The sequence below is a fragment of the Serinicoccus kebangsaanensis genome, assembly GCF_008919445.1.
In the GTDB taxonomy this organism is placed as follows: Bacteria; Actinomycetota; Actinomycetes; order Actinomycetales; family Dermatophilaceae; genus Ornithinicoccus; species Ornithinicoccus kebangsaanensis.
Window position 1 is genome coordinate 48,342 of the sequence record NZ_VSLG01000003.1, and the last position, 19,398, is coordinate 67,739.

Consider the following 19,398-nt stretch of genomic DNA (forward strand, 5'->3'; position numbering starts at 1 on the left):
ACCTGCACAGACAGCGCAGATCAGGCCCCGCCGGCGCCCAGCTGCCGCGCGAGGTCGCCGAGGCCCGTCGCCGTCACGTCGGGTGCCGCCATGTGATCGGGATACCGACCACCGGCCCGGTCGATCCATGCCGTCGCCACCCCGGCCGCCCGCGCCCCGTGCAGGTCCCACGGATGGACCGCGACGAGCATCGCCTCGGACGCCGGCACCCCGCAGACCTCCAGCGCGTAGGCATAGGCCTCCGGCGCAGGCTTCCAGCGCGGCGCCTGCTCCACCGAGAGCAGACGCTCGAAGCAGTCCAGCACCCCGGCCCGGTCGAGCAGCCCGCGCGCCACGTCGGCCGAGCCGTTGCTCAGCGTCACCAGCCTGACACCGGCGGCACCGAGCGCGCGCACGCCGTCGACGACGTCAGGGTGGACGTCGAGCTGACCGAAGCCGGACAGCACGTGCTCCACCGCGTCGTCGAGCTCGCCCCGGCCCACGTGCTCCGTGAGCTGCGACCCCAGCACGCCGCGGGCGACCTGGGCGAAAGCAGGGTTCTCGCCCGTCACCGTCAGCGCGAAGCCGTCCCGGAGCAGCGAGGCGAACCAGGTCGCCGCGAGAGACGTCGGCGCACCGACGTCGGCGAAGCGCCCGGCCATCGGCGCCATGTCGGACAGCGTCTCGTTGACGTCGAAGAGCAGGACGGAGGGCGAGGGGGTCATCGGTCCATCATCGGCCACGCGGCGGGCCGGGGAAAGGGCTGTCAGTCCCGCGGACCGCGGAGCAGCCGGGCCTTGGCCGCGGCGAACTCGCCGTCGGTGAGTGCCCCGCGCCGGTGCAGGTCGGCGAGCGACTCCAGCTCCGCGACGAGCGGGTGCCGCCCGCCCGAAGGACCCACGGGGGCGTCCTCCGGCGGGGGCTCGGCACCTGGCCGCCCGAGCGTCGGGATCACTGGGAGCCGCGGTCCGCCACCCCGGGCCCACACCTCGTCGAGCCCCAGGAAGGTCTCCGGGCCGTAGTCGAGGGTGCCGAGGTTCACCGCGTCGGCGTCCGTGACGGCGGTGACCCGACCCATGCTGAAGGTCTTGACCCGCTCGACGTGCAGCTCGGTGACCTCGCTCCGCGGCACGTCGTCGACGACGGGGAGCCCGGCGCTGGGGTCCCCCAGGGTCAGCAGCCGACGGTCGGTGATGACGAGCAGGCTGATGCTGCGGCGGATGCGCCAGCTCACGAAGAGCCCCTCCACCTGCTCACCCGGCTGCAGCGTGACCGCGAGCGAGCGACGCAGCGCGCGCAACGTCCGTCTGCCGACCTTCTTGTCGCGGTATGCCGTGTCCTCGCCGGGCAGTGGCGCGGGCACGCTCACGGCGTCCTCCCCCGGCCGCCGCGACCCGTCGCGCCGCGCATCAGGAGCGGAGCACCTTCTCCATCGGTCGGCCCTTGGCGAGCTCGTCGACCAGCTTGTCGAGGTAGCGGATCTGCCGCATCAACGGGTCCTCCACCTCCTGCACCTTCACCCCGCATACCGATCCGGTGATCTGGTCGACGTGGTCGTTGAGGTCGGCGGCGGCGAAGAACTCCTCGAACGTCGTCCCGTCGTCCAGGTGCCGGGTGAGCGCGGCGTCGTCGAACCCGGTCAGCCACTCGATGACCTCGCGCACCTCACCCTCGGTGCGACCCTTGCGCTCCGCCTTGGTGACGTAGTGCGGGTAGACCGACGCGACGCTGGTGGTGAAGATGCGGCTCATGGCCCGATCGTAGTCAGTGCCGGGTGCCGTCCGCCTCGTCCTCGGCCGAGGGGTCCCCGGCAGACGAGTCCTCGGCGGAGGCGTCGTCGGGGCCCGTGTCGTTGGTGTCGGGGGTCTCCGGCACGGCGTCGGCCCCGCCGTGGGCGGTCTCGCTGTTGAGCGCGCCGGACCCGCCCTCGGAGACGGTGCCGTCGTTGCTGTCGGTCATCCCCCCAATGTAGGCGACGGCCATCGGCTCGGCGCGGCACGACGTCGCCGCGAGGCCTAGCCGCGTCTGCGCCCCGCGGTGTAGCCTCCTCGCCATCCCCGTGACTCGACCCGGGCCCGTGAGCCCGGGGCGCGAAAGGCTCGACATGGCCAAGCAGGCGTCCATCGGTGAGTGGTACTGCCCCGGATGCGGTGGGTCGGGCAGACCCGTCGGCGACACCCACGAGCAGTGGTGCATGGTCTGCGGCGGACGCGGCACGGTGAACTGGGACCCCGACAAGCAGCAATCCGGCGAGATCAACCCGCTCGACATCGCCACGGACGGCCGGCTCTGGGCCATCGGCGTGCGCAACATGGCTGCGGCAGCCGTCCTCCTGGTGATCGTCGGGGGTCTGGGACTGGCCGTGATGATCACCTCCACCTGGCTGCAGGTGGGCTCCGGGCCGCTGCGCGGTCTCGCCGAGATCCTGCCGGAGTCCCTGGTCGCGCGGACGCCCGAGGGTCAGGGCCGCCCCTGGGTGGTGGGCCTGCTGGTCTTCGCGCCGTTCCTGGTGGCCGCGGTCGTCGCGACCGTCGCCGCGCGTCGGGAGGCACGGACGGGGCGGGGTATGCAGACGCTCGCCTGGACCCTCGGCCGCGCCACCGCCGTCGTGATCGGTCTGGCGACGGCGGTCACCCTCGCCGCGATCGCGACCGGGGCGGACCTCACACCGCCGGGGGACGCCGACAGCTACGTCGGGGTCGGGTCCGGCGTGCCGGAAGGATTCGCCGGGCCGGTGCTGCGCACCGACACCTGGTGGGCCTTCGCGGTGGTCGCCGGCGTGGTCGTGGTGTGGGCGTGGTGGAGCCAGTGGCGGCTGGGGCGCCGTGCGAGGCGTGCCGGCCTCGCGGCAGGGACCGAGGCACCATGACACGATGCCCGACATGTTCGTCGGCATCGACCTGGCCTGGAACGACCGGGCACGGACCGGACTCGCCGCCGTGGACGCCGACGGCCGGCTCGTGGGCTCGGCGACCTTCCGCTCGGACGAGGAGATCGACGCCTGGCTGCGGGCATACCCCGGCCCTGAGGTCGTCGCGGTCGACGCGCCGCTGATCGTCACCAACCCGACCGGCCAGCGACCGTGCGAGCGGCTGGTCACCTCCGCCTACGGCCGCTACGACGCCGGTTGTCACGCCAGCAACACCAGCAAGGCCTACATGGACCCGCCCAGGGCGGCGCGGCTCGCCGGACGGCACGGCTGGGTCACCGACCCCTCCGCGTCAGGGCCAGGGGTGTGCCTGGAGGTCTACCCGCACCCGGCGATGGTGGGGCTCTTCGGGCTCGGTCGGATCCTGCCCTACAAGGGCAAGCGGGGGCGCAGCGTCGAGGCTCGCCGCACCGCCACGGTGGATCTGCTGGACCGGATCGACGGGCTGAGCGATCTCGACGTGAGCGGGAGCGACCGGTGGCGCGAGATCAGGTATGCCGTCGAGCACGCCTCCCGGCCGATGCACCTGGAGCACGTCGAGGACGAGATCGACGCCGTCTTCTGCGCCCACCTCGCGTGGCTGTGGCGGCACTCCCCCGGCGCGCTGCGGGTGTACGGCGACGTCGGGACCGGCTACATCGTCGCCCCGCCAGCACCGACGCACGAGACGACGCCACGGGCTGCGCACTCGGGGGAGATCCGGCGGAAGGCGAGCTCGCCGACCTGCTCGGCGTAGCCGACCGTGACCTGGTAGGTGAGCAGCAGCGCTGACGCGGCGCCGATGACGATGGCGACGGCGATCTCCGGGGTGGTCAGGAGGTGGTGCATGTTCTGCTCGGGCGGGCTGTGTGAGCACCACCCTGCACATCCGCTCGGTCGACGCATCGCTGGCGCCCAGAATTCGCCCTCTCGAATCGTCGCCATGGCAGACAAAGGCACAGTCGAATTCCGGCAGGCGCAGGGTCAGCAGGAGTTCGACCTCTCGAATGTTCGCCATGGCGACGATTCGAGAGGTCGAATTCGGGTCGGAGGTGACGTCGGTGTCCAGGTCGACTCCCCCCAACCGACACGTCGCCCGCACCAGCTCCAGGATCACTACTGTGGTGAGGTCCGCGCCCCTCGAGAACGGAGCCCCCATGGCACGACACGACGTGCTCATCGTCGGTGGCGGCAACGCCGGGATCTCCTTGGCTGCGCGCCTGCGACGCCTCGGGGCACGGGACGTGGCCGTGGTCTCACCCGACCGCCCGCACCTGTTCCGCCCGACGCTGAACTACGTCGCCGGCGGACAGGCCACCATGAGCGAGCTGACGCGCAGCGCCGCCTCGGTGGTCCCCCGCGGGTGCACCTGGGTCGACGACCGCGCCGTCGCCGTGCACACCCACGAGAGGGAGCTGGAGCTCGCCGGAGGTGCACGGGTCGGCTACCGCGACCTGGTCCTGGCGCCCGGCCTGGAGGAGGACCTCGACGCGGTCACCGGCCTGGCCGAGGCGATGGAGGCGGGGTGGGCGCGTTCGGCCCACGTGCACACCCAGGCGTCCGCCGTGTGGGAGGCGGTCGACGGTATGTCGCGTGGCCGGGTCGTCTTCACCCTGCCTCCCGAGCCCTCACCGTGCGGTGGCACGGCGCTCAAGCCGCTGTTCCTCGCCGCGGACCTGTGGCAGCAGCGTGGGGTGCTCACCCACATCGACGTCCACCTCGTCACGCCCTACGCCGACGTGCTCGGCCTCCCCTTCGTCGACCACCGTCTGCGCGCGCAGCTGCAGCGTCTGGGCGTCACCGTCCACCACGGGGCGAGGGTGACGGCGGTGGACCACGGGGCGCGCACCGTCACCCTGGGCGGTGCGACCGAGACCACCGTCCTCGACCAGGTGGACCACGCCTTCGTGGTCCCGCCCTACCGCGGGCCCGGGTGGCTGGGTCCCCTCTCGGCGGACGACGGCACCGGCCAGGTGGACGTCGACCCCGGCACCATGGCGCACAAGGACGTCGCGGGAGTCTGGAGCCTCGGTGACGTCGCGGCGCTGGGCACCCGCCCCTCCGGCGGTGCGCTCCGGCGACAGGTCGAGGTGCTCGCCGACAACATCCGGCGCTCACGGCTCGGGGAGCCGCTGCGCGCCTACGACGGCTACACCATCATCCCGGTGACCGTCGACCGTCGACGGCTGCTGCTCGCCGAGTTCGACCGCAACGGCAGCCAGGCCCCGACGACGAGCCTGGTCGACCTGGCCGTGCCACGACGGGCGCTCTGGCTCTTCGACCGCTATCTCGAGCCGCAGATCTACTTCCGGGCGCTGCTCAGGGGGCGCCTCGTGCCCTGACCGGCACCATGCCCGCACCGCCCGGGACGCGTGCCGCCGGCCCCACCTGACGCGTCGGCGTGCGCCCCTCGCCGCCAGGCTCGACGATGTGGGGATGGACGAGACCCACACCACGCCCGCGCTCGTGCGGTGGACCCAGCGCCTGGAGGAGACCGAGGCACTGGACGGACCGGTCAGTGCGATCGAGCCCACCATCACCTCCGTCTTCGGCTCCGGAACGCGCGGCGCGCTCCTGCGCGGCGAGCAGCTCGGTCACGCGCTGCACCCCGTGCTCACCGACCTCACCCTGGGGTCGTGGACCTCGGCGACGGTGCTCGACCTGGTCGGTGGCCCCGACTCCGCGGCGGCCGCACGCCGGCTCGTCGGCCTGGGCCTGCTCACCGCCGGCCCGACGGCGTGGTCCGGGTGGGCAGAGTGGGCCGAGACCGGCCCGCGGGACAAGCGCGTCGGCCTGGTCCATGCGATCAGCAACGGCGTCGCGGCCGGTGCCTACGCCGCATCCTGGATCGCCCGCCGCCAGGGCCACCACCGCCTCGGCGCGGTGCTCGCGCTCGGCGGTGCCGGCGCCTCCGGCGTCGGGGCATACCTCGGCGGGCACCTCGCCATCGCGCGGGACGTGGGCAGCCGCGACCCGGCCTTCGGCACGGACGCCCGGGTGGGGACCCTGGAGGCGTAACCGGGGACGATCCCGACCCGCCCGTATGTCGTGAGGGTGCTGCGAGGGAGACTCGCAGCAGGACGGACGGCACACCCCGCGGCCACCGTCACGGACGACAGGAGCACCATGCCCACCCACGACCTTCCGGACGAGGCCCGCGCGATCGCGTCCTTCGGCGTCCGCGCCGAGGATCCCGCCGAGCGACCCGGGCACCGGCCCCCGACCGTCCCCGGCACGAGCACCCACCCCACCGACACCCCGGAGCCGACGACCAACGTCGGCACCGACCGGATGCGGGTCATCGGTGACGGCTTCACCTTCATCACGGCGTGGACCCTCCGAGCGATCGTCGTCGCGGGCGGCCTGTGGCTGCTGTGGTGGGTGCTGGACCGCGTCTGGTTCGGCGTGCTGCCCATCCTGCTCGCGCTCATCGTGGCGACCCTGCTGTCCCCGGTGGTCGCCCTCGGCCGACGCTGGGGGCTGCACGGCACCCTGGCGACCATCCTCACGCTGCTGCTCTCCCTGGGGCTGGTGGTGGGGGTCTTCGCGGCGCTCGCCCCCTCGATCACGTCCCAGTCGCGGGAGATCTTCGAGCAGGCCTCCGGCGGGGTGGACGAGGTCCGCGAGTGGATCGGCGGGCCCCCGCTCAACCTCGACAACGCCCAGATCGACGAATACCTGGGCACCGCCATCTCCTGGCTGCAGGAGCGCAGCAGCGTCGCGGCCGGTGCGGTCGCCTCCGGCCTGGGCGCCGTCGGATCTGCCCTGGTGACCCTGGGTCTCATGGTCGTCCTGCTGTTCTTCTTCCTCAAGGACGGGCCACGCTTCCTCCCGTGGCTGCGGCGCACCACCGGACGCACCGTGGGACGCCACCTCACCGAGGCCCTGACCCGGATGTGGACCACCCTCGGCGGCTTCATCCGCACCCAGGCGATCGTCAGCGCGGTGGACGCCGTGCTCATCGGCATCGGCCTGCTCGTCCTGCAGGTCCCGCTCGCCCTGACCCTGGCGGTCCTCACCTTCTTCGGCGGCTTCATCCCCATCGTCGGCGCGGTCGTCGCCGGTGGCCTGGCGGTCCTGGTGGCGCTGGTCACCCAGGGCTTCACCACCGCCCTGTGGGTCCTGGCCATCGTCCTCGCCGTCCAGCAGATCGAGGGCAACGTGCTGCAGCCCGCCCTGCAGGGCCGCAGCATGCAGATGCACCCGGGCATCGTGCTCCTCGCCGTCGCCGGGGGCAGCACCCTCTTCGGCATCATCGGCGCCTTCCTCGCCGTCCCGTTCGCCGCCACCTTCGTCGTGCTGCTGCGCTACCTCAGCGAGCTGGTGGACCTGCGCAGCGGGGACGTCGAGGTGCAGGACATCGCCTTCGCCACGCCCGAGGGACGGGTGGCCGGGGCACGGACCCAGCACGCCGGCGAGGACGAGCGGGCGGCGCGGGCCACGGCCACGCCCTCCGAGGGCAGGCAGCCGCAGGCCCGGACCGGCTTCCTCGCCTGGCTCTGCGGTCGCCACTGAGCAGGCGGCGGTGTCCCGCCCGGCCCGTCCGACGGGCCGTCCGCCTCACTCCTCGTAGGCCGCGGCACCCCCGAAGACCCCGCGGATCCGCGCCATGTCGAACTTCTCGCTCCGGTCGAAGCCGTAGATGCCATTCTTCTCCTGGAAGACGTCGGTGAGCTGGGTGTAGCAGTAGCCGAACATCATCGGGTCCCGGTCGAGCACCCGGGTCAGCCCCTCGGCACGGGCGTAGAACTCCTCCTCGTCCCGCACCCGGTCGCCGTAGCCCCACGACTCGCCCGCGTCGTGAGCGGCGTCGGCTTCGGAGCGCTGCGCCTCCGGCACCCACCAGATCCCGCCGTACTCGCTGCAGAAGTAGGGCTGGCCGGCATACGGCAGCGAGTAGCCCGGCGCCCCGTCGACGCAGGCGCCGGTGTTGGACCCGGTGTTCTCGTGCGGTCTGCCGTCCGCGAGCCCGGCCATGTGGGCGGCGAACCGCTCCGGGTCCTGGGTGTAGTCGTGGCTGTCCCACACGTCGGTCGTCGGCACCCGGTGGCTGTAGCCCGAGGCGTCGATGACCGGCCGCGTCCGGTCGATGCCCTTGGTCGCCCAGTACATCGCGAGGGTCACGTCGTCGAGCACCGTGAACCGGTCGTGCAGGAACTGGTGCGTCTCGTTGAGGGGGCACCAGCCGACGATCGCCGGGTGCGAGTAGTCGCGCTCGACCGCCTCGACCCACTGCGCGACGAAGGTCGGTCCCGGCTTCTGGTTCTGCCCGGCGGCGCCCTGCCCCGAGACGCCCCAGTCGGGGAACTCGCCCCACACCAGGTAGCCCAGCCGGTCGCAGTGGTGCAGGAAGCGCTCCTCGGCGATCTTCTGGTGGATCCGGGCGCCGTTGAACCCGGCCGCCAGGCCCAGCTCGATGTCCGCCACCAGGGCGGCCTCGCTCGGCGCGGTCATCAGCGACTGCGGCCAGTAGCCCTGGTCCAGCACCAGCCGCTGGAAGACCGGCTCCCCGTTGAGCAGGATCCGGTGCCCGTCGATCGCGATGGTGCGCAGGCCGGCATACGACTCCAGGGTGTCCAGCGTCGTGCCTGCCTCGTCCAGCAGCTCCAGCCGCAGGTCGTAGAGGTGCGGGTCACCCGGCCCCCACCAGCGCTGCCGGTCCTGCGGCACCTCCAGCCGCACCCGTGGCACCAGCTGCCGTCCGACGGCGCACTCGGTGACGGTGATCTCGCCCCGGTCGTCGCCGAGGGTGGCGCGCACCCGCTGACCCGGTATGCCGTGGCGCACCGGGATCTCCACGTCGAAGGCACCGGCGGCGTCCGGGGTGATCCGCGCCCGGTCGAGGTAGGCCCGGGGCACCGACTCCAGCCACACGGGTTGCCAGATGCCGGTGGTCCGGGGGTACTGCGCGTGGGTGCCGTGGAACCAGGTCGCCTGCTTGCCCCGCGGCAGCAGCTCGTGCCGCGGGTCACGGGCGCGCACGACGAGCGTCACCGCCGGTCGCCCGGCCACGGCATCGGTCAGGTCCAGCGAGAAGCTGGTGTGCCCGCCGCGGTGCCGCCCCACCTCGACGCCGTCGACCCAGACCGTCGCGTCGTGGTCGATCGCCTGGCAGTGCAGCAGCACCCGGTCCTCCTCCGGCCAGTCCGGGGGCAGCTCGACGCGGCGGCGGTACCACACCGCCTCGTGGAAGTCCGGGTCGCCGATCCCGGACAGCTCCGACTCGGGTGCGAAGGGCACCACGATCGACCCGGACAGCTCGGCCTGCACCAGGCCCCGCTCGAGCCCCGAGTCACCCGGGTCCCGCTCGAAGCCCCACGCCCCGTTGAGACTGAGCCACCGCCCGTCCGGCCGCACGAACTGGGGGCGGGGATGCTCCGGCCTGGGAATCTCCTCGGTCAGACCGCCGTCCACGCTCACTCCCCCGCCTCCGGCGCCACCGGGTGGTCCACCGTCGGCTGCTCCACCTCGACGCCGCCGTCCTCGGTGAAGTCGACCCGGGAGAGCCACATCTGCCGCCCGGTCACCTCGTCGCCGACCGCCCCGGGAACCCAGGCGTGGTAGACCATCCAGAGCTGCCCACCGACCTCGATCAGCGAGTTGTGCCCCGGCCCGGCGGCGACGTCATTGGTCACCAGCACCGGCTCCTCGTCCTTGACGAAGGGTCCGGTCGGGCTGTCCGAGGTCGCGTGCCCCACGGCATACCGGTCGGTCCAGAAGCCGTTGCCGGAGTAGAACAGGTGGAACACCCCGTCGCGCTCCCACATCGAGGGACCCTCGACCAGCATGTCCTCCCACGGCAGGTCCTGCTGCAGCACGTCCACGGTCTCCCCCTCGACGCTCAGGCCGTCCTCGGACAGCCTCGCGGCCCGCAGGAAGGTGTCGACCCCGATGTGGTTGCCGTCGTTCTTCCAGTAGAGCCAGGCGGTGCCGTCCGCGGCGACGAAGGGGCTGGTGTCGATCGACCCGCCCTCGTCGATCTCGCACAGCAGCGGCTCGCTCGACTCGTCGACGTAGGGACCCTCCGGCGTGTCGGCGACCGCGACCGAGATGCACTGGCGGTCCTCGCCGGCGAGCGCGGTCGTGTAGTACATCCGGTAGGTCCCGTCGGACCAGGCGATCGTCTCCGGTGCCCAGACCTTGCCCGGCGTCGACCAGCCCGGCAGCTGCGGGAGGGCGTCGCTGCCCTGCTGCCAGGTCACCATGTCCTCGCTGGTCGCGGTCTGCACGTTCATCGCGTTGCCGTTCGTCGCGAACGCGAGGTAGCCGCCCTGCCCATCGGTCAGGATGTGCGGGTCGGGGAAGTTGGTGGGGTAGACCGGGTTGGTGAACCCGGAGGTGGAGCTCACGGCGGCGTCCTCGCTCTCGGTGGTGGGTGACTGGCTCGCGGTGCCTACCTCGCCCCCGCCGGCGCACCCGGCGAGGGCGAGGAGGATCAGGGGTATGCCGACCGCCCGGCGACCGGTCACGGCGCGGTCTCGTAGACGGTGACCTCGTGGAAGCGCGCCTCGGTCGGCGGCTCGGCGCCGCCACCGGCATACAGTCCGAGCCGCGGCTCGGCGTCGGCGGGGAAGGTCCAGGCCGCACCCCAGACCCAGGACTCGCCGTCGCGGCTGATGCCAGCACGGTAGACGTGCTCTCCCTCCTCGTTCGTCGAGTGCGCGATCCGCATCGACATCGTCGGTGCGGGGGCGCCGATGATCGCCCCGCCGTAGATCGTCCGCTCGTCGGCCGGGTCGGTGCTGGCGGCCAGCTCGCGGCCGTACTCGACGGTCCGGGTCGGCCAGATCGCGACCGTCCCCAGCCGGGCGAAGTCGTCGTCGCTCTCGTGCACCACGAGGCCGGCCTGCTGGTAGTTGCGGACCGTCGTCTCACCCAGGTCGAGGGTCAGCTCGGTCTCGGCGATCCACTCCCCCGCGGGCATGTCGCGCAGCAGCAACGCCCCGGTGTTCGCCTCGCCCACGAGGTCGACCGAGCGCAGCGGCCAGACCAGGTCGCCCTCGCTGACCTGCACGTCCTGCTGCGGGCGGACCCACGACCACGAGTCGTCCACCGTCCCGTCGAAGGTGTCGGTGAAGAGCACCTCGCCCGGCTCCGGCACGGGCGCCGCGTCGGTGACCGGCTCGGCCGGGCGCTGGAGCCCGACGTTGTCCACGCGCGCCCCCTCGCCGGTCAGCTCCACCGGCGCGGCGGCCAGGGAGAACCCCGGGAAGGTGCTGCCCGCCACGGCCATCGGGTCGCCGAGGTCGTCGGCGGAGACCTGCGCGGTCACCGTGCGGCGGCCCGCCTCGACGACGAGGGTGCGCCAGCCGGCGCCACGCGGGAGGCTGCTCACCTGCTCACCCTTGGGCTTCCCGCGCCCCATGAGGACGGCCGTCCGCAGCTCCCCCGCGGAGCCGTCGTAGGTGACGCGGACCCTCTTGGGGTGCTCGCCCAGGACCACCGTGACGGTGTCCTCGGCCCGCACGTCCAGACGGAGGCGGGCGGCGTCGCGGGGCGCGTCCGTGGCGCTCCTCGTCGTGCCGTCGACCACGCCGATCGCACCCCCCTGCGCGTCCGAGCCGGCCGCCAGCCCGGGGAACGCACCCGTCGGGTCGGCGGGGTCGCCGGGGAGCAGCGAGTCGGTGACCGGCAGCGGCATCGGCCCGTCCGAGGGTCCGGCGCCGGCGTTGGTCACCGGCCACCCGTCGATCCAGTCGAGCCGGTCGATGAGCATCGGGCGGCGGTTGATCCCGAACGGATCGGTCAACCAGGGCTCGTCCTTGTCCAGGGCGTGGTAGACGATCCAGTCCTGGCCGGCGGCGTCGGTCATGACCGCGTGGTGCCCGGCACCGATCCAGTCGTTGCCGTTCTGCGTCAGCACGGTGGTGCCCCCGGTCACGGAGGCGTTGAGGTCCAGCCCGTCGGCGTCCAGGAACGGCCCGCGCGGGTCGCGGGACCGCCCGGCGAAGACGGAGTACCCGGTGGCGGGCCCGGCGCAGCAGTTCGCCGAGGACCCCATGAGGTAGTACCAGCCGTCGTGCTCCACGACGTAGGGCGCCTCGTACCGGTCGAAGCTGCCGACCTGGGTGAGATCGCTGATCGAGGTCAGCCCGTCGGCGCTGAGCTCCACCGCGTGCACGCCACCGAAGTAGTTGCCGAAGTAGAGCCACTGCCGCCCGTCGGTGCTGGTGAAGCCGGCCGGGTCGATGGTCCAGTACCACCGGCCGTCGCCGCTGGGCCGGGGCGCCACGATCGGCTCGTCCGTCGGCACCCATGGCCCGGCCGGGTCCGGCGAGGTCGCCACGCCGATCGCCGAGTCCTGACCCTCGTTGAGCGTGGTGTCGGTGACGGTGAAGTAGAGGACGTACTGCCCGTCGACGTAGCGGATGTCCGGGGCCCACAGCCCGGCGGACTCCTCCGCCCAGCCCGGCCGGTTGGTCTCGTCGAAGATGGTGCCGACGTACTCCCACGTGGACCAGTCCTTGGTCCGGGCGATGTGCCCGATCCCCGGCTCGTCCCCGGCACGGAGCGGGTCCGCGGTGGCGTAGGCGTACCACCACCCGTCCTTGGCCTGGATCACCGCCGGGTCGGCATAGGTGTCGGCGAAGGAGTCGGACACCGCGTTGGTATACGTCGGCTCCGCTCCGGCCCCGGGCTCGGCGAGGGCCAGCCCGGGAGTCATCAGCGCCGCTCCCACGGCGAGCGCGGAGACGGCGGCGAGCAGGGGACGGCGGGCTCGAGCGGACATCGGGTTCTCCTCGTGGGTGGTGGGGTCAGCCCTTGACGCCCGAGCTCGCGACGCCGTCGATGACGTAGCGCTGGACGAAGGCATACAGCAGCAGGACCGGCAGCGAGGCGATGACGGCGCCGGCCATGATGATCGGGTAGTCGATGGTGTAGGCCCCCTGGAGCTTGGTCAGACCGATCGGCAGGGTCAGGCTGGTGTCGTTGAACAGCACGTAGAGCGGCCAGACGAAGTCGTTCCAGTTCGTCAGGAAGCTCAGCACCAGCAGGGTCACCATGGCCGGCATCGCGTTGGGCAGCACGACCCGGAAGAACGTCGTGAACGGCCCGGCCCCGTCGATCCGCGCGCTCTCCTCGTACTCCTTCGGCAGGGAGAGGAAGAACTGCCGCATGAAGAACACCCCGAACGCCCCGGCGGCCCCCGGCACGACGATCGCGAGCAGCGTGTCCAGCCAGCCGAAGCTGTCCAGGATGAGGAAGTTCGGCATGAGGAAGATGAAGCCCGGGACGAACATGGTCGAGAGCACCACGGCGAAGAGTGCCCCTTTGCCCTTGAACTCCATCCGGGCGAAGGCATACCCGGCCATCGAGGCGACCAGGACGACCAGCAGCGCGTGCGCCGTCGCGGCGATCATCGAGTTGGCGAACCAGCGCAGCACCGGGTTGTCCGGGCTGGACAGGAGCACGTCGTAGGCCCGGCTGGTCCACTCCCCCGGCCAGATCGTCGGGGGCACCGCCTGCGACTCCCCGGTCGTCTTGAACGACGTCAGGGTCATGACGACCAGCGGGCCGAGGAAGACCACGGACAGCAGGAGCAGCAGCAGCCACAGGAAGGGGTTGCGGGCGGCCCGGTTCATCGCGCCACCACCTCGGGCTGCTCCCGCACCGTCCGGCGCTGGTCGCGCACCAGTCGGCGCTGGGCCGCGGCGTCCCGGTCGCGCATCAGCCAGAAGTTGAGGATCGAGACCACGGCGAGGAAGAGCGCCAGCAGATAGCTCTCGGCCGCCGCCGCGCCCATCTGGAAGCGGGACAGGCCCAGCTCGGTGATGACCATGATGGCCGTCTGGGTCGACTGGGTGGGCCCGCCCTGGGTGATGATGTAGGACTGGCCGAGCATGTTGGCGCTGGCCAGGACGGTGATGACGACGATGAAGACGAGCACCGGCCGCAGGCCCGGGAGCGTGACGTAGACGAACTTCTGCCACCAGTTGGCGCCGTCCAGCGAGGCCGCCTCGTAGTGCTCCACCGGGATGTCCCCCAGGCCGGCGAGGTAGATGATGGCGTTGAACCCCATGGTCCACCAGACCGTGACCGCCACCAGGCCGACCCAGGCCCACGGCTGCGAGGTGGTCCACGCGATCTCGGTGCCGAGAGCTGAGTTCACCAGACCGAAGTTGGCGTCCAGCAGGTAGCGCCACATCAGGCCGATGACCGCCACCCCGAGGACGTAGGGGGCGAAGAACATCGCCCGGAAGAACGTCCGGCCAGGGAACTTCTGGTGCAGCAGCATGGCCAGCAGCAGGGGCAGCACGACGAGGAAGGGGACGCTGGCGAGGGTGAAGATCAGCGTGTTCTGCATCCCGTTCCAGAAGTCGGGATAGATCACCGACGTGGAGTCGAACAGGTCGGCGTAGTTCCCCAGGCCGACGAAGATCTGGGAGTCCAGCATGTAGTCCCAGTCGTGCAGGCTGATCCACAGGCCGAAGACGGCCGGCACGGCGACGAAGGTGACGAACAGCACCAGGTAGGGCGCCAGGAAGAGGTAGGGCACGAGGGGCGAACCGGTGCGCCGGTCCGCCCCTCGTGGGGCACCACGCGGCATCGACTCAGCCGCCGTACTTCTTCGCGTTGTCGTCCAGGATCTTCTGCGCCCGGCCGGCGGAGTCCGCGAGCGCCGTGGCGGGGTCGGTGCCGCCCAGCGTGGCCGCGTTGAGGGCCTTGTCGAACTCGCTCATCGAGTCGGCGATACCCGGCACGGTCGGCGGGAAGCGCAGCACGTCGATCTGCGCGGCCAGCGCCGACTGCTCCTCCAACGCGGTGAACTCCTCGGACTCGCGGGCGCTGTTGCGCGCCGGCACCTGGCCCGCCTCGGCCCAGGACTGGGACTGCTCGCTGATCCAGTTGAGGAAGACGCGGGACGCCTGCGCCTTGTTCTCGTCCGCCGACTTCTGCACTGGGAGCACGAACTGGTGCGAGCCGGCCCACGCCGCCGCGGAGCCGCCGATGTTCGGCAGCGGCGCCACGCCCCAGCCGATGTCGGTCTGCTTGAGGTCGTTGATCTGCCAGATGCCGTTCCAGTTGAAGGCCGACTTGCCGTTCTTCAGCGCGATGTAGTCCGCGTCCTGGTCGACCTTGGCCGGCGAGTACCCCTCGTTGATGAGGTCCACCCACCAGGTGAGGGCCTGCACCGCCGGGTCCTCACCCCAGGTGACGGAGGTGCCGTCCTCGTTGAACAGGCTCCCGCCGAACTGGTAGATCAGGCTCTGCAGCGAGAGCCCGCCGGTGAACGGGAAGGGACTGGCCCAGTGGCCCTCCACGCCGGCGCTCTTGAGGCTCTCCAGCGCGTCCATGTAGGACGCGGCGTCGGTCGGCGGGGCCTCCGGGTCCAGCCCGGCGCTCTCCATGACGTCCTTGTTGTAGTAGAAGCCGAGCGGGTGGACGTCCAGCGGGATCGCGAACCGCTTGCCGTCGTAGATGCCGGCCTGCCACGGGACGGGGGCGAAGTCGCCCTCGGCCAGCTCGAGGGCGGTCGCGACGTCGTCCAGCGGCTGGATGACGTTGCGGGCGGCGTTGGTGGCGACCGAGTCGACGTGCATGATCCCCACGTCGGGCCCGTTGCCGGAGGTGACGGCGGTCGGCAGCTTGGAGTAGTAGTCCGCCCACTGCATCGTCGTCATGGTGACCGCGATGTTGGCGTGCTCGGAGTTGAACTGGTCGACCAGGGCCTTCATCGTCGGGCCGTCGCCGCCGGTGAAGCCGTTCCAGAATTTCAGGTCGACCTCCGGCCCGTCGTAGCCGCCGGCACCCCCGTCGCCGGTCGCGGCCGCGGGCTCGCCCCCACCGGCGTCGCGCGGCGAGCTGCCGCTGCCGCACGCGGCCAGGGTCGCGGTCATGCCGCCGGCCGCGGCGAGCGACAGGAAGCTGCGGCGGGTGAAGGGGGAACGGTGCGCGTTCGGCTGGGTCATGAGACGTCCTTGTCCTGGTTTACAACGGATAACCAACAGCGGTTGGGGCTGAGTATGCCGCGTCGGTTCACCGTTGTAAAGGGCGTGGCACCGGCGTTTCCCCGACCGTGTCGTGCCCTACGATGTGTCGCATGCCGGTCAGACTCAAGGACGTCGCGCAGCACGCCGGCGTCTCGGTCAAGACCGTCTCCAACGTGGTCAACGACCACCCTCACGTCAGCCCCACGATGCGCGCCCGGGTCCAGGCGAGCCTCACCGAGCTGGGCTACCGCCCGAACCTCGCGGCGCGCCAGCTCAAGCACGGCCGCGGCGGGTTCATCACGCTGGCCGTGCCGGAGCTGGACTCCCCCTACTTCGCCGAGCTCGCCGCCCGGCTCTCGGACGAGGCCACCCGGCGCGGCTTCCTGCTGCTGCTCGACATCACCGGGGCCGACCCGGCCCAGGAGCGGCTCGTGCTGTCCGGGATGCGCGCCCACATGGTGGACGGCGTCATCTTCAGCCCGCTCGTCGTCACGGCGGAGGAGATCGCGGCGCGGACCGACGACATACCTCTCGTCCTGCTCGGCGAGCGCCGGACCCCCACGCAGTTCGACCACGTGGCCGTGGACTCCGTCGCCGCCTCCCGGGCGATGGGCGAGCACTTCGTGGACCGGGGGTGCCGCCGGCTGGCGGTCATCGGCCGGCAGACCCGGGTCGGCACGGCGTCGGTGCGCCTCGAGGGGTTCACCGCCGCGGTCCACGACGCCGGCCTGGACCTGCCGGACGAGCGGGTGGTGACCGTCGACGGCTTCGGCCGCGAGGAGGGCTACCGCGGCATGCAGCAGCTGCTGGCCCTCCCGCCGGAGCGCCGCCCGGACGCGGTCTTCGCGTTCAACGACCTGATGGCCGTGGGCGCCCTGCGGGCGTGCCACGAGGCGGGGGTGCGGGTGCCGCAGGAGGTCGCGGTCGGAGGATTCGACGACAACACCGAGGGCCGTTTCCACACGCCCTCGCTCACCACGGTGTCGCCCGACCTCGGAGCGCTCACCGCCGCCGTCCTCGACCTGCTCGTCGCCCGGATCCACGGCTCCACCGCTCCGCCCGAGCACCCGGTCGTCCCGTGGCGGCTCACCGTCCGCGAGTCGTCGAACGCCGGGTAAAGGTGTCCCCAAGGTCTGTCCAAGATCAGGTCAAGACGCTGTTCACCGCCGACCCCGAGGACTAGCGTCGAGGGGGTCGCTATCGAACTCGTCGAACCAACGGGGGTTGGCATCATGAAGCGTCCTGCAGGATCCACTCGTCGACAGCTGCGCGGATGGGCCGCGGCGCTCCTCGCCCTCGTCATGGCGGTCGCCATGGTGCCCGGCACGGTCCAGGCCGATCCGGACGACATCCAGATGAGCGGCAACATGCGCCACCTGGACAACACGCCGAAGCGCTCCCCGCTGGACGCCAGCTTCAACTCCGACATCGCCTTCTGGGGCGACTACGCCTTCCAGGGCAACTACGACGGCTTCACGATCTGGGACATCTCCCGGCCGCGGAACCCGCAGATCGTCAGCCAGGTCCTCTGCCCCGGCGGACAGGGCGACATCTCCATCACCGAGGACGGATCCCTGCTGTTCTTCTCGGTGGACTACGCCCGCACCAGCGACTCCTGCGCCAGCGAGCCGACGGGCAGCGGCGACCCGGACGGCTGGGAGGGGATGCGGGTCTTCGACATCAGCAACCTGCGCAACCCCGACTACGTCACCGCCATCCCCACCGAGTGCGGTTCGCACACGCACACCTACGTGCCTGACCCGGCCGGCGAGAACGCCTACCTCTACGTCTCGTCCTACGGGCCCAACGACGCCTTCCCGAACTGCCAGCCACCGCACGACAGCATCTCGATCGTCGAGGTCCCGCTGGACGACCCCGGCGCCGCCGAGGTGGTCGCCGAGCCCGTGCTCTTCCCGGGCGGCGGTGCGGCGAACACCAGCGGCTGCCACGACATCACGGTGGCCCCCGAGCGTGAGCTGGCGGCCGGCGCCTGCATGGGCAACGGCATCCTCATGGACATCGGCGACCCGGTGGACCCGCAGGTCATCGACCGGGTGCAGGACCCCAACTTCGCCTTCTGGCACTCGGCGACCTTCAACAACCACGGCACCAAGGTCGTCTTCACCGACGAGCTCGGTGGCGGTGGCGCGGCCACGTGCAACGAGGAGGTCGGGCCGAACCGCGGCGCGAACGCGATCTTCGACATCGCCGGTGCCGGGAGCTCGCGCGACCTGATGTTCCGCAGCTACTACAAGATCCCGAGGCACCAGACCGACAACGAGAACTGCGTGGCCCACAACGGCTCGCTCGTCCCGGTCAAGGGCGGCGACGTGATGGTGCAGGCGTGGTACCAGGGCGGCGTCTCGGTCTTCGACTTCACCAACTCCTCGGAGCCGGAGGAGATCGGCTACTTCGACCGCGGCGCGCTCTCCGACGAGTTCCTCACCGTCGGCGGGTCGTGGTCGGCCTACTACTACAACGGCCACATCTACTCCAGCGACATCGAGCAGGGCCTGGACGTGCTGCGGATCAACGGCACCAAGGGTGACCGTCGGGTGAGCTTCGACGTGCTCAACGCGCAGACGCAGTACCAGTACGCCGAGGGCCGCTCCCGCGGCCGGATGCCGACCATGACGGCCCAGGGCGACACCGACAGCGCCCCGGTCATCGTCCCGGGGGCACCCGGCGAGAGCACCCGGTCACTCAGCGCCGGTCAGGCGGACCGGATGACCGCCCAGGGCGGGTCCATGACCACGGCCGTGGTGAACGACGCCGACGAGATGTTCATGCACATGATGGCCCCGCACCACCACCAGGCGGTCCTCATGAGCAGGATGGCCCCGTCGCGGGCGGACGACCCGCAGGTCAAGGCGCTCGCCGCCCGGATCCTGGTCGAGCAGGGCCTGGAGATCGACGCCATGCAGGGCTGGCAGGCCCGCAACGGCCTCCCGGTGACGAACGAGAAGAAGGCCTACCGCGAGATGCTCGGCGACCCCGAGATGGTCGAGATGATGGGCATGGCGACCAGGCAGGAGATGCGCGCCCTGCGCGCCTCGGACGGAGCCGACTTCGACGCGCTCTTCCTGGACCTGATGATCCCCCACCACGAGGGTGCGGTGGACATGGCCGTGGACGTGAGCATCAACGGCTCGGACTTCTTCGTCCGGCAGTTCGCCTCGGACCTGATCGTCACCCAGCAGGCCCAGATCCACCAGATGGAGGAGCTGCGCGAGGCGGTCTGACCGACTCGCCCTGGCGGTCCAGCTCGTCCAGGGCCGCCAGGGCCTCCTGCCACCGGACCCTGCGCTGGTCGGCGTCCTGCTCCCACCAGGGTGTGCCGCGCTCCCCCAGGCCGTGCTTGGCCAGGTCCACGCGGCGCCGGGCCGGGCTGGGATCCTGGCCCTCCCGGCGTCGCGACCGCACCGCAGCGCGCCCGCGCCCCAGGTGGGAGCGCAGACGTCGCGCGACGTCGTCGGGCAGGTCCGGATCCTGCCTGCGCCAGCGTCGCCCCCGCACGACCAGCCAGCGCTCGTCCTCCTCGGGCACCTCGACCCCCGTCACGGGTCGGACCTCAGGTCG

The 19,398-nt window shown here is 71.7% G+C and carries 18 protein-coding genes; 7 read left to right on the forward strand and 11 right to left on the reverse strand.

Translation table 11 applies throughout. The features are described 5' to 3' along the window. Positions 1 to 20: 20 nt before the first annotated feature. From FXF60_RS04230 to FXF60_RS04245, 4 genes are read right to left on the reverse strand one after another with little or no spacing between them, the layout of a single operon-like run. Positions 21 to 704 (reverse strand): haloacid dehalogenase type II, encoded by a 684-nt coding sequence (locus FXF60_RS04230; protein WP_151524030.1) that lies wholly within the window; start codon positions 702 to 704, stop codon positions 21 to 23. 41 nt (positions 705 to 745) lie between these two features. Further along, the gene (locus FXF60_RS16440; protein ID WP_192796588.1) at positions 746 to 1,348 is read right to left on the reverse strand and encodes an SHOCT domain-containing protein; all 603 of its coding nucleotides are present in this window, start codon (positions 1,346 to 1,348) and stop codon (positions 746 to 748) included. Positions 1,349 to 1,388: 40 nt separating this feature from the next. Then, positions 1,389 to 1,730: a DUF2200 domain-containing protein gene (locus FXF60_RS04240; RefSeq protein ID WP_151524031.1), complete on the reverse strand. Its 342-nt coding sequence runs from the start codon at positions 1,728 to 1,730 to the stop codon at positions 1,389 to 1,391. A 13-nt stretch (positions 1,731 to 1,743) separates the two neighbouring features. After that, positions 1,744 to 1,938 carry a hypothetical protein gene (locus tag FXF60_RS04245; protein WP_151524032.1) on the reverse strand — a complete coding sequence of 65 codons (195 nt, stop codon included), beginning with the start codon at positions 1,936 to 1,938 and terminating at the stop codon, positions 1,744 to 1,746. 145 nt (positions 1,939 to 2,083) lie between these two features. Between FXF60_RS04245 and FXF60_RS16445 the strand changes: the two genes are divergently transcribed. The 5 genes from FXF60_RS16445 to FXF60_RS04275 all read left to right on the forward strand — a co-directional run bounded on the left by FXF60_RS16445 (position 2,084) and on the right by FXF60_RS04275 (position 7,402). After that, positions 2,084 to 2,848, forward strand: a complete 765-nt coding sequence (locus tag FXF60_RS16445) for a hypothetical protein (RefSeq protein WP_192796589.1) — start codon at positions 2,084 to 2,086, stop codon at positions 2,846 to 2,848. Positions 2,849 to 2,852: 4 nt separating this feature from the next. Further along, positions 2,853 to 3,644 carry a DUF429 domain-containing protein gene (locus FXF60_RS04260; protein ID WP_151524035.1) on the forward strand — a complete coding sequence of 264 codons (792 nt, stop codon included), beginning with the start codon at positions 2,853 to 2,855 and terminating at the stop codon, positions 3,642 to 3,644. Between the two features lie 400 nt (positions 3,645 to 4,044). After that, a complete protein-coding gene (locus FXF60_RS04265; RefSeq protein ID WP_151524036.1) occupies positions 4,045 to 5,229 on the forward strand; it encodes an NAD(P)/FAD-dependent oxidoreductase in 1,185 nt (394 codons plus the stop codon). Positions 5,230 to 5,323: 94 nt separating this feature from the next. Then, on the forward strand, positions 5,324 to 5,905 hold the full coding sequence (locus FXF60_RS04270) for a (2Fe-2S)-binding protein (RefSeq protein WP_151524037.1): 582 nt from the start codon (positions 5,324 to 5,326) through the stop codon (positions 5,903 to 5,905). Between the two features lie 108 nt (positions 5,906 to 6,013). Further along, positions 6,014 to 7,402, forward strand: a complete 1,389-nt coding sequence (locus tag FXF60_RS04275) for an AI-2E family transporter (protein ID WP_151524038.1) — start codon at positions 6,014 to 6,016, stop codon at positions 7,400 to 7,402. A 45-nt stretch (positions 7,403 to 7,447) separates the two neighbouring features. Here the strand turns inward: FXF60_RS04275 and FXF60_RS04280 are convergent, their stop codons facing one another. Genes FXF60_RS04280 through FXF60_RS04305 form a run of 6 tightly spaced genes read right to left on the reverse strand, consistent with a single transcriptional unit; the run spans position 7,448 to position 15,798 of the window. Continuing rightward, positions 7,448 to 9,301, reverse strand: a complete 1,854-nt coding sequence (locus FXF60_RS04280) for a glycoside hydrolase family 2 protein (protein ID WP_238335699.1) — start codon at positions 9,299 to 9,301, stop codon at positions 7,448 to 7,450. Positions 9,302 to 9,303: 2 nt separating this feature from the next. Then, complete coding sequence (locus tag FXF60_RS04285; protein ID WP_151524039.1) at positions 9,304 to 10,356, reverse strand: glycoside hydrolase family 43 protein; 1,053 nt, start codon at positions 10,354 to 10,356, stop codon at positions 9,304 to 9,306. Next, the gene (locus FXF60_RS04290; RefSeq protein WP_151524040.1) at positions 10,353 to 12,617 is read right to left on the reverse strand and encodes a glycoside hydrolase family 43 protein; all 2,265 of its coding nucleotides are present in this window, start codon (positions 12,615 to 12,617) and stop codon (positions 10,353 to 10,355) included. Before FXF60_RS04290 ends, FXF60_RS04285 begins: the two co-directional genes overlap by 4 nt. 25 nt (positions 12,618 to 12,642) lie before the next feature. Next, on the reverse strand, positions 12,643 to 13,470 hold the full coding sequence (locus FXF60_RS04295) for a carbohydrate ABC transporter permease (protein WP_151524041.1): 828 nt from the start codon (positions 13,468 to 13,470) through the stop codon (positions 12,643 to 12,645). Continuing rightward, on the reverse strand, positions 13,467 to 14,435 hold the full coding sequence (locus FXF60_RS04300) for a carbohydrate ABC transporter permease (protein ID WP_151524042.1): 969 nt from the start codon (positions 14,433 to 14,435) through the stop codon (positions 13,467 to 13,469). The genes FXF60_RS04295 and FXF60_RS04300 overlap by 4 nt, the downstream gene beginning before the upstream one ends. A gap of 4 nt (positions 14,436 to 14,439) precedes the next feature. Then, a complete protein-coding gene (locus FXF60_RS04305) occupies positions 14,440 to 15,798 on the reverse strand; it encodes an ABC transporter substrate-binding protein (protein ID WP_151524043.1) in 1,359 nt (452 codons plus the stop codon). Positions 15,799 to 15,929: 131 nt separating this feature from the next. Between FXF60_RS04305 and FXF60_RS04310 the strand changes: the two genes are divergently transcribed. Beyond that, the gene (locus tag FXF60_RS04310) at positions 15,930 to 16,937 is read left to right on the forward strand and encodes a LacI family DNA-binding transcriptional regulator (RefSeq protein ID WP_151524044.1); all 1,008 of its coding nucleotides are present in this window, start codon (positions 15,930 to 15,932) and stop codon (positions 16,935 to 16,937) included. 114 nt (positions 16,938 to 17,051) lie between these two features. Then, positions 17,052 to 19,061, forward strand: a complete 2,010-nt coding sequence (locus FXF60_RS04315) for a DUF305 domain-containing protein (RefSeq protein ID WP_151524045.1) — start codon at positions 17,052 to 17,054, stop codon at positions 19,059 to 19,061. On the opposite strand, the gene FXF60_RS04320 is transcribed toward FXF60_RS04315, so the two are convergent. After that, on the reverse strand, positions 19,009 to 19,380 hold the full coding sequence (locus tag FXF60_RS04320) for a 2-polyprenylphenol hydroxylase (protein WP_202879557.1): 372 nt from the start codon (positions 19,378 to 19,380) through the stop codon (positions 19,009 to 19,011). The genes FXF60_RS04315 and FXF60_RS04320 overlap by 53 nt on opposite strands. Between the last annotated feature and the right edge of the window lie 18 nt (positions 19,381 to 19,398).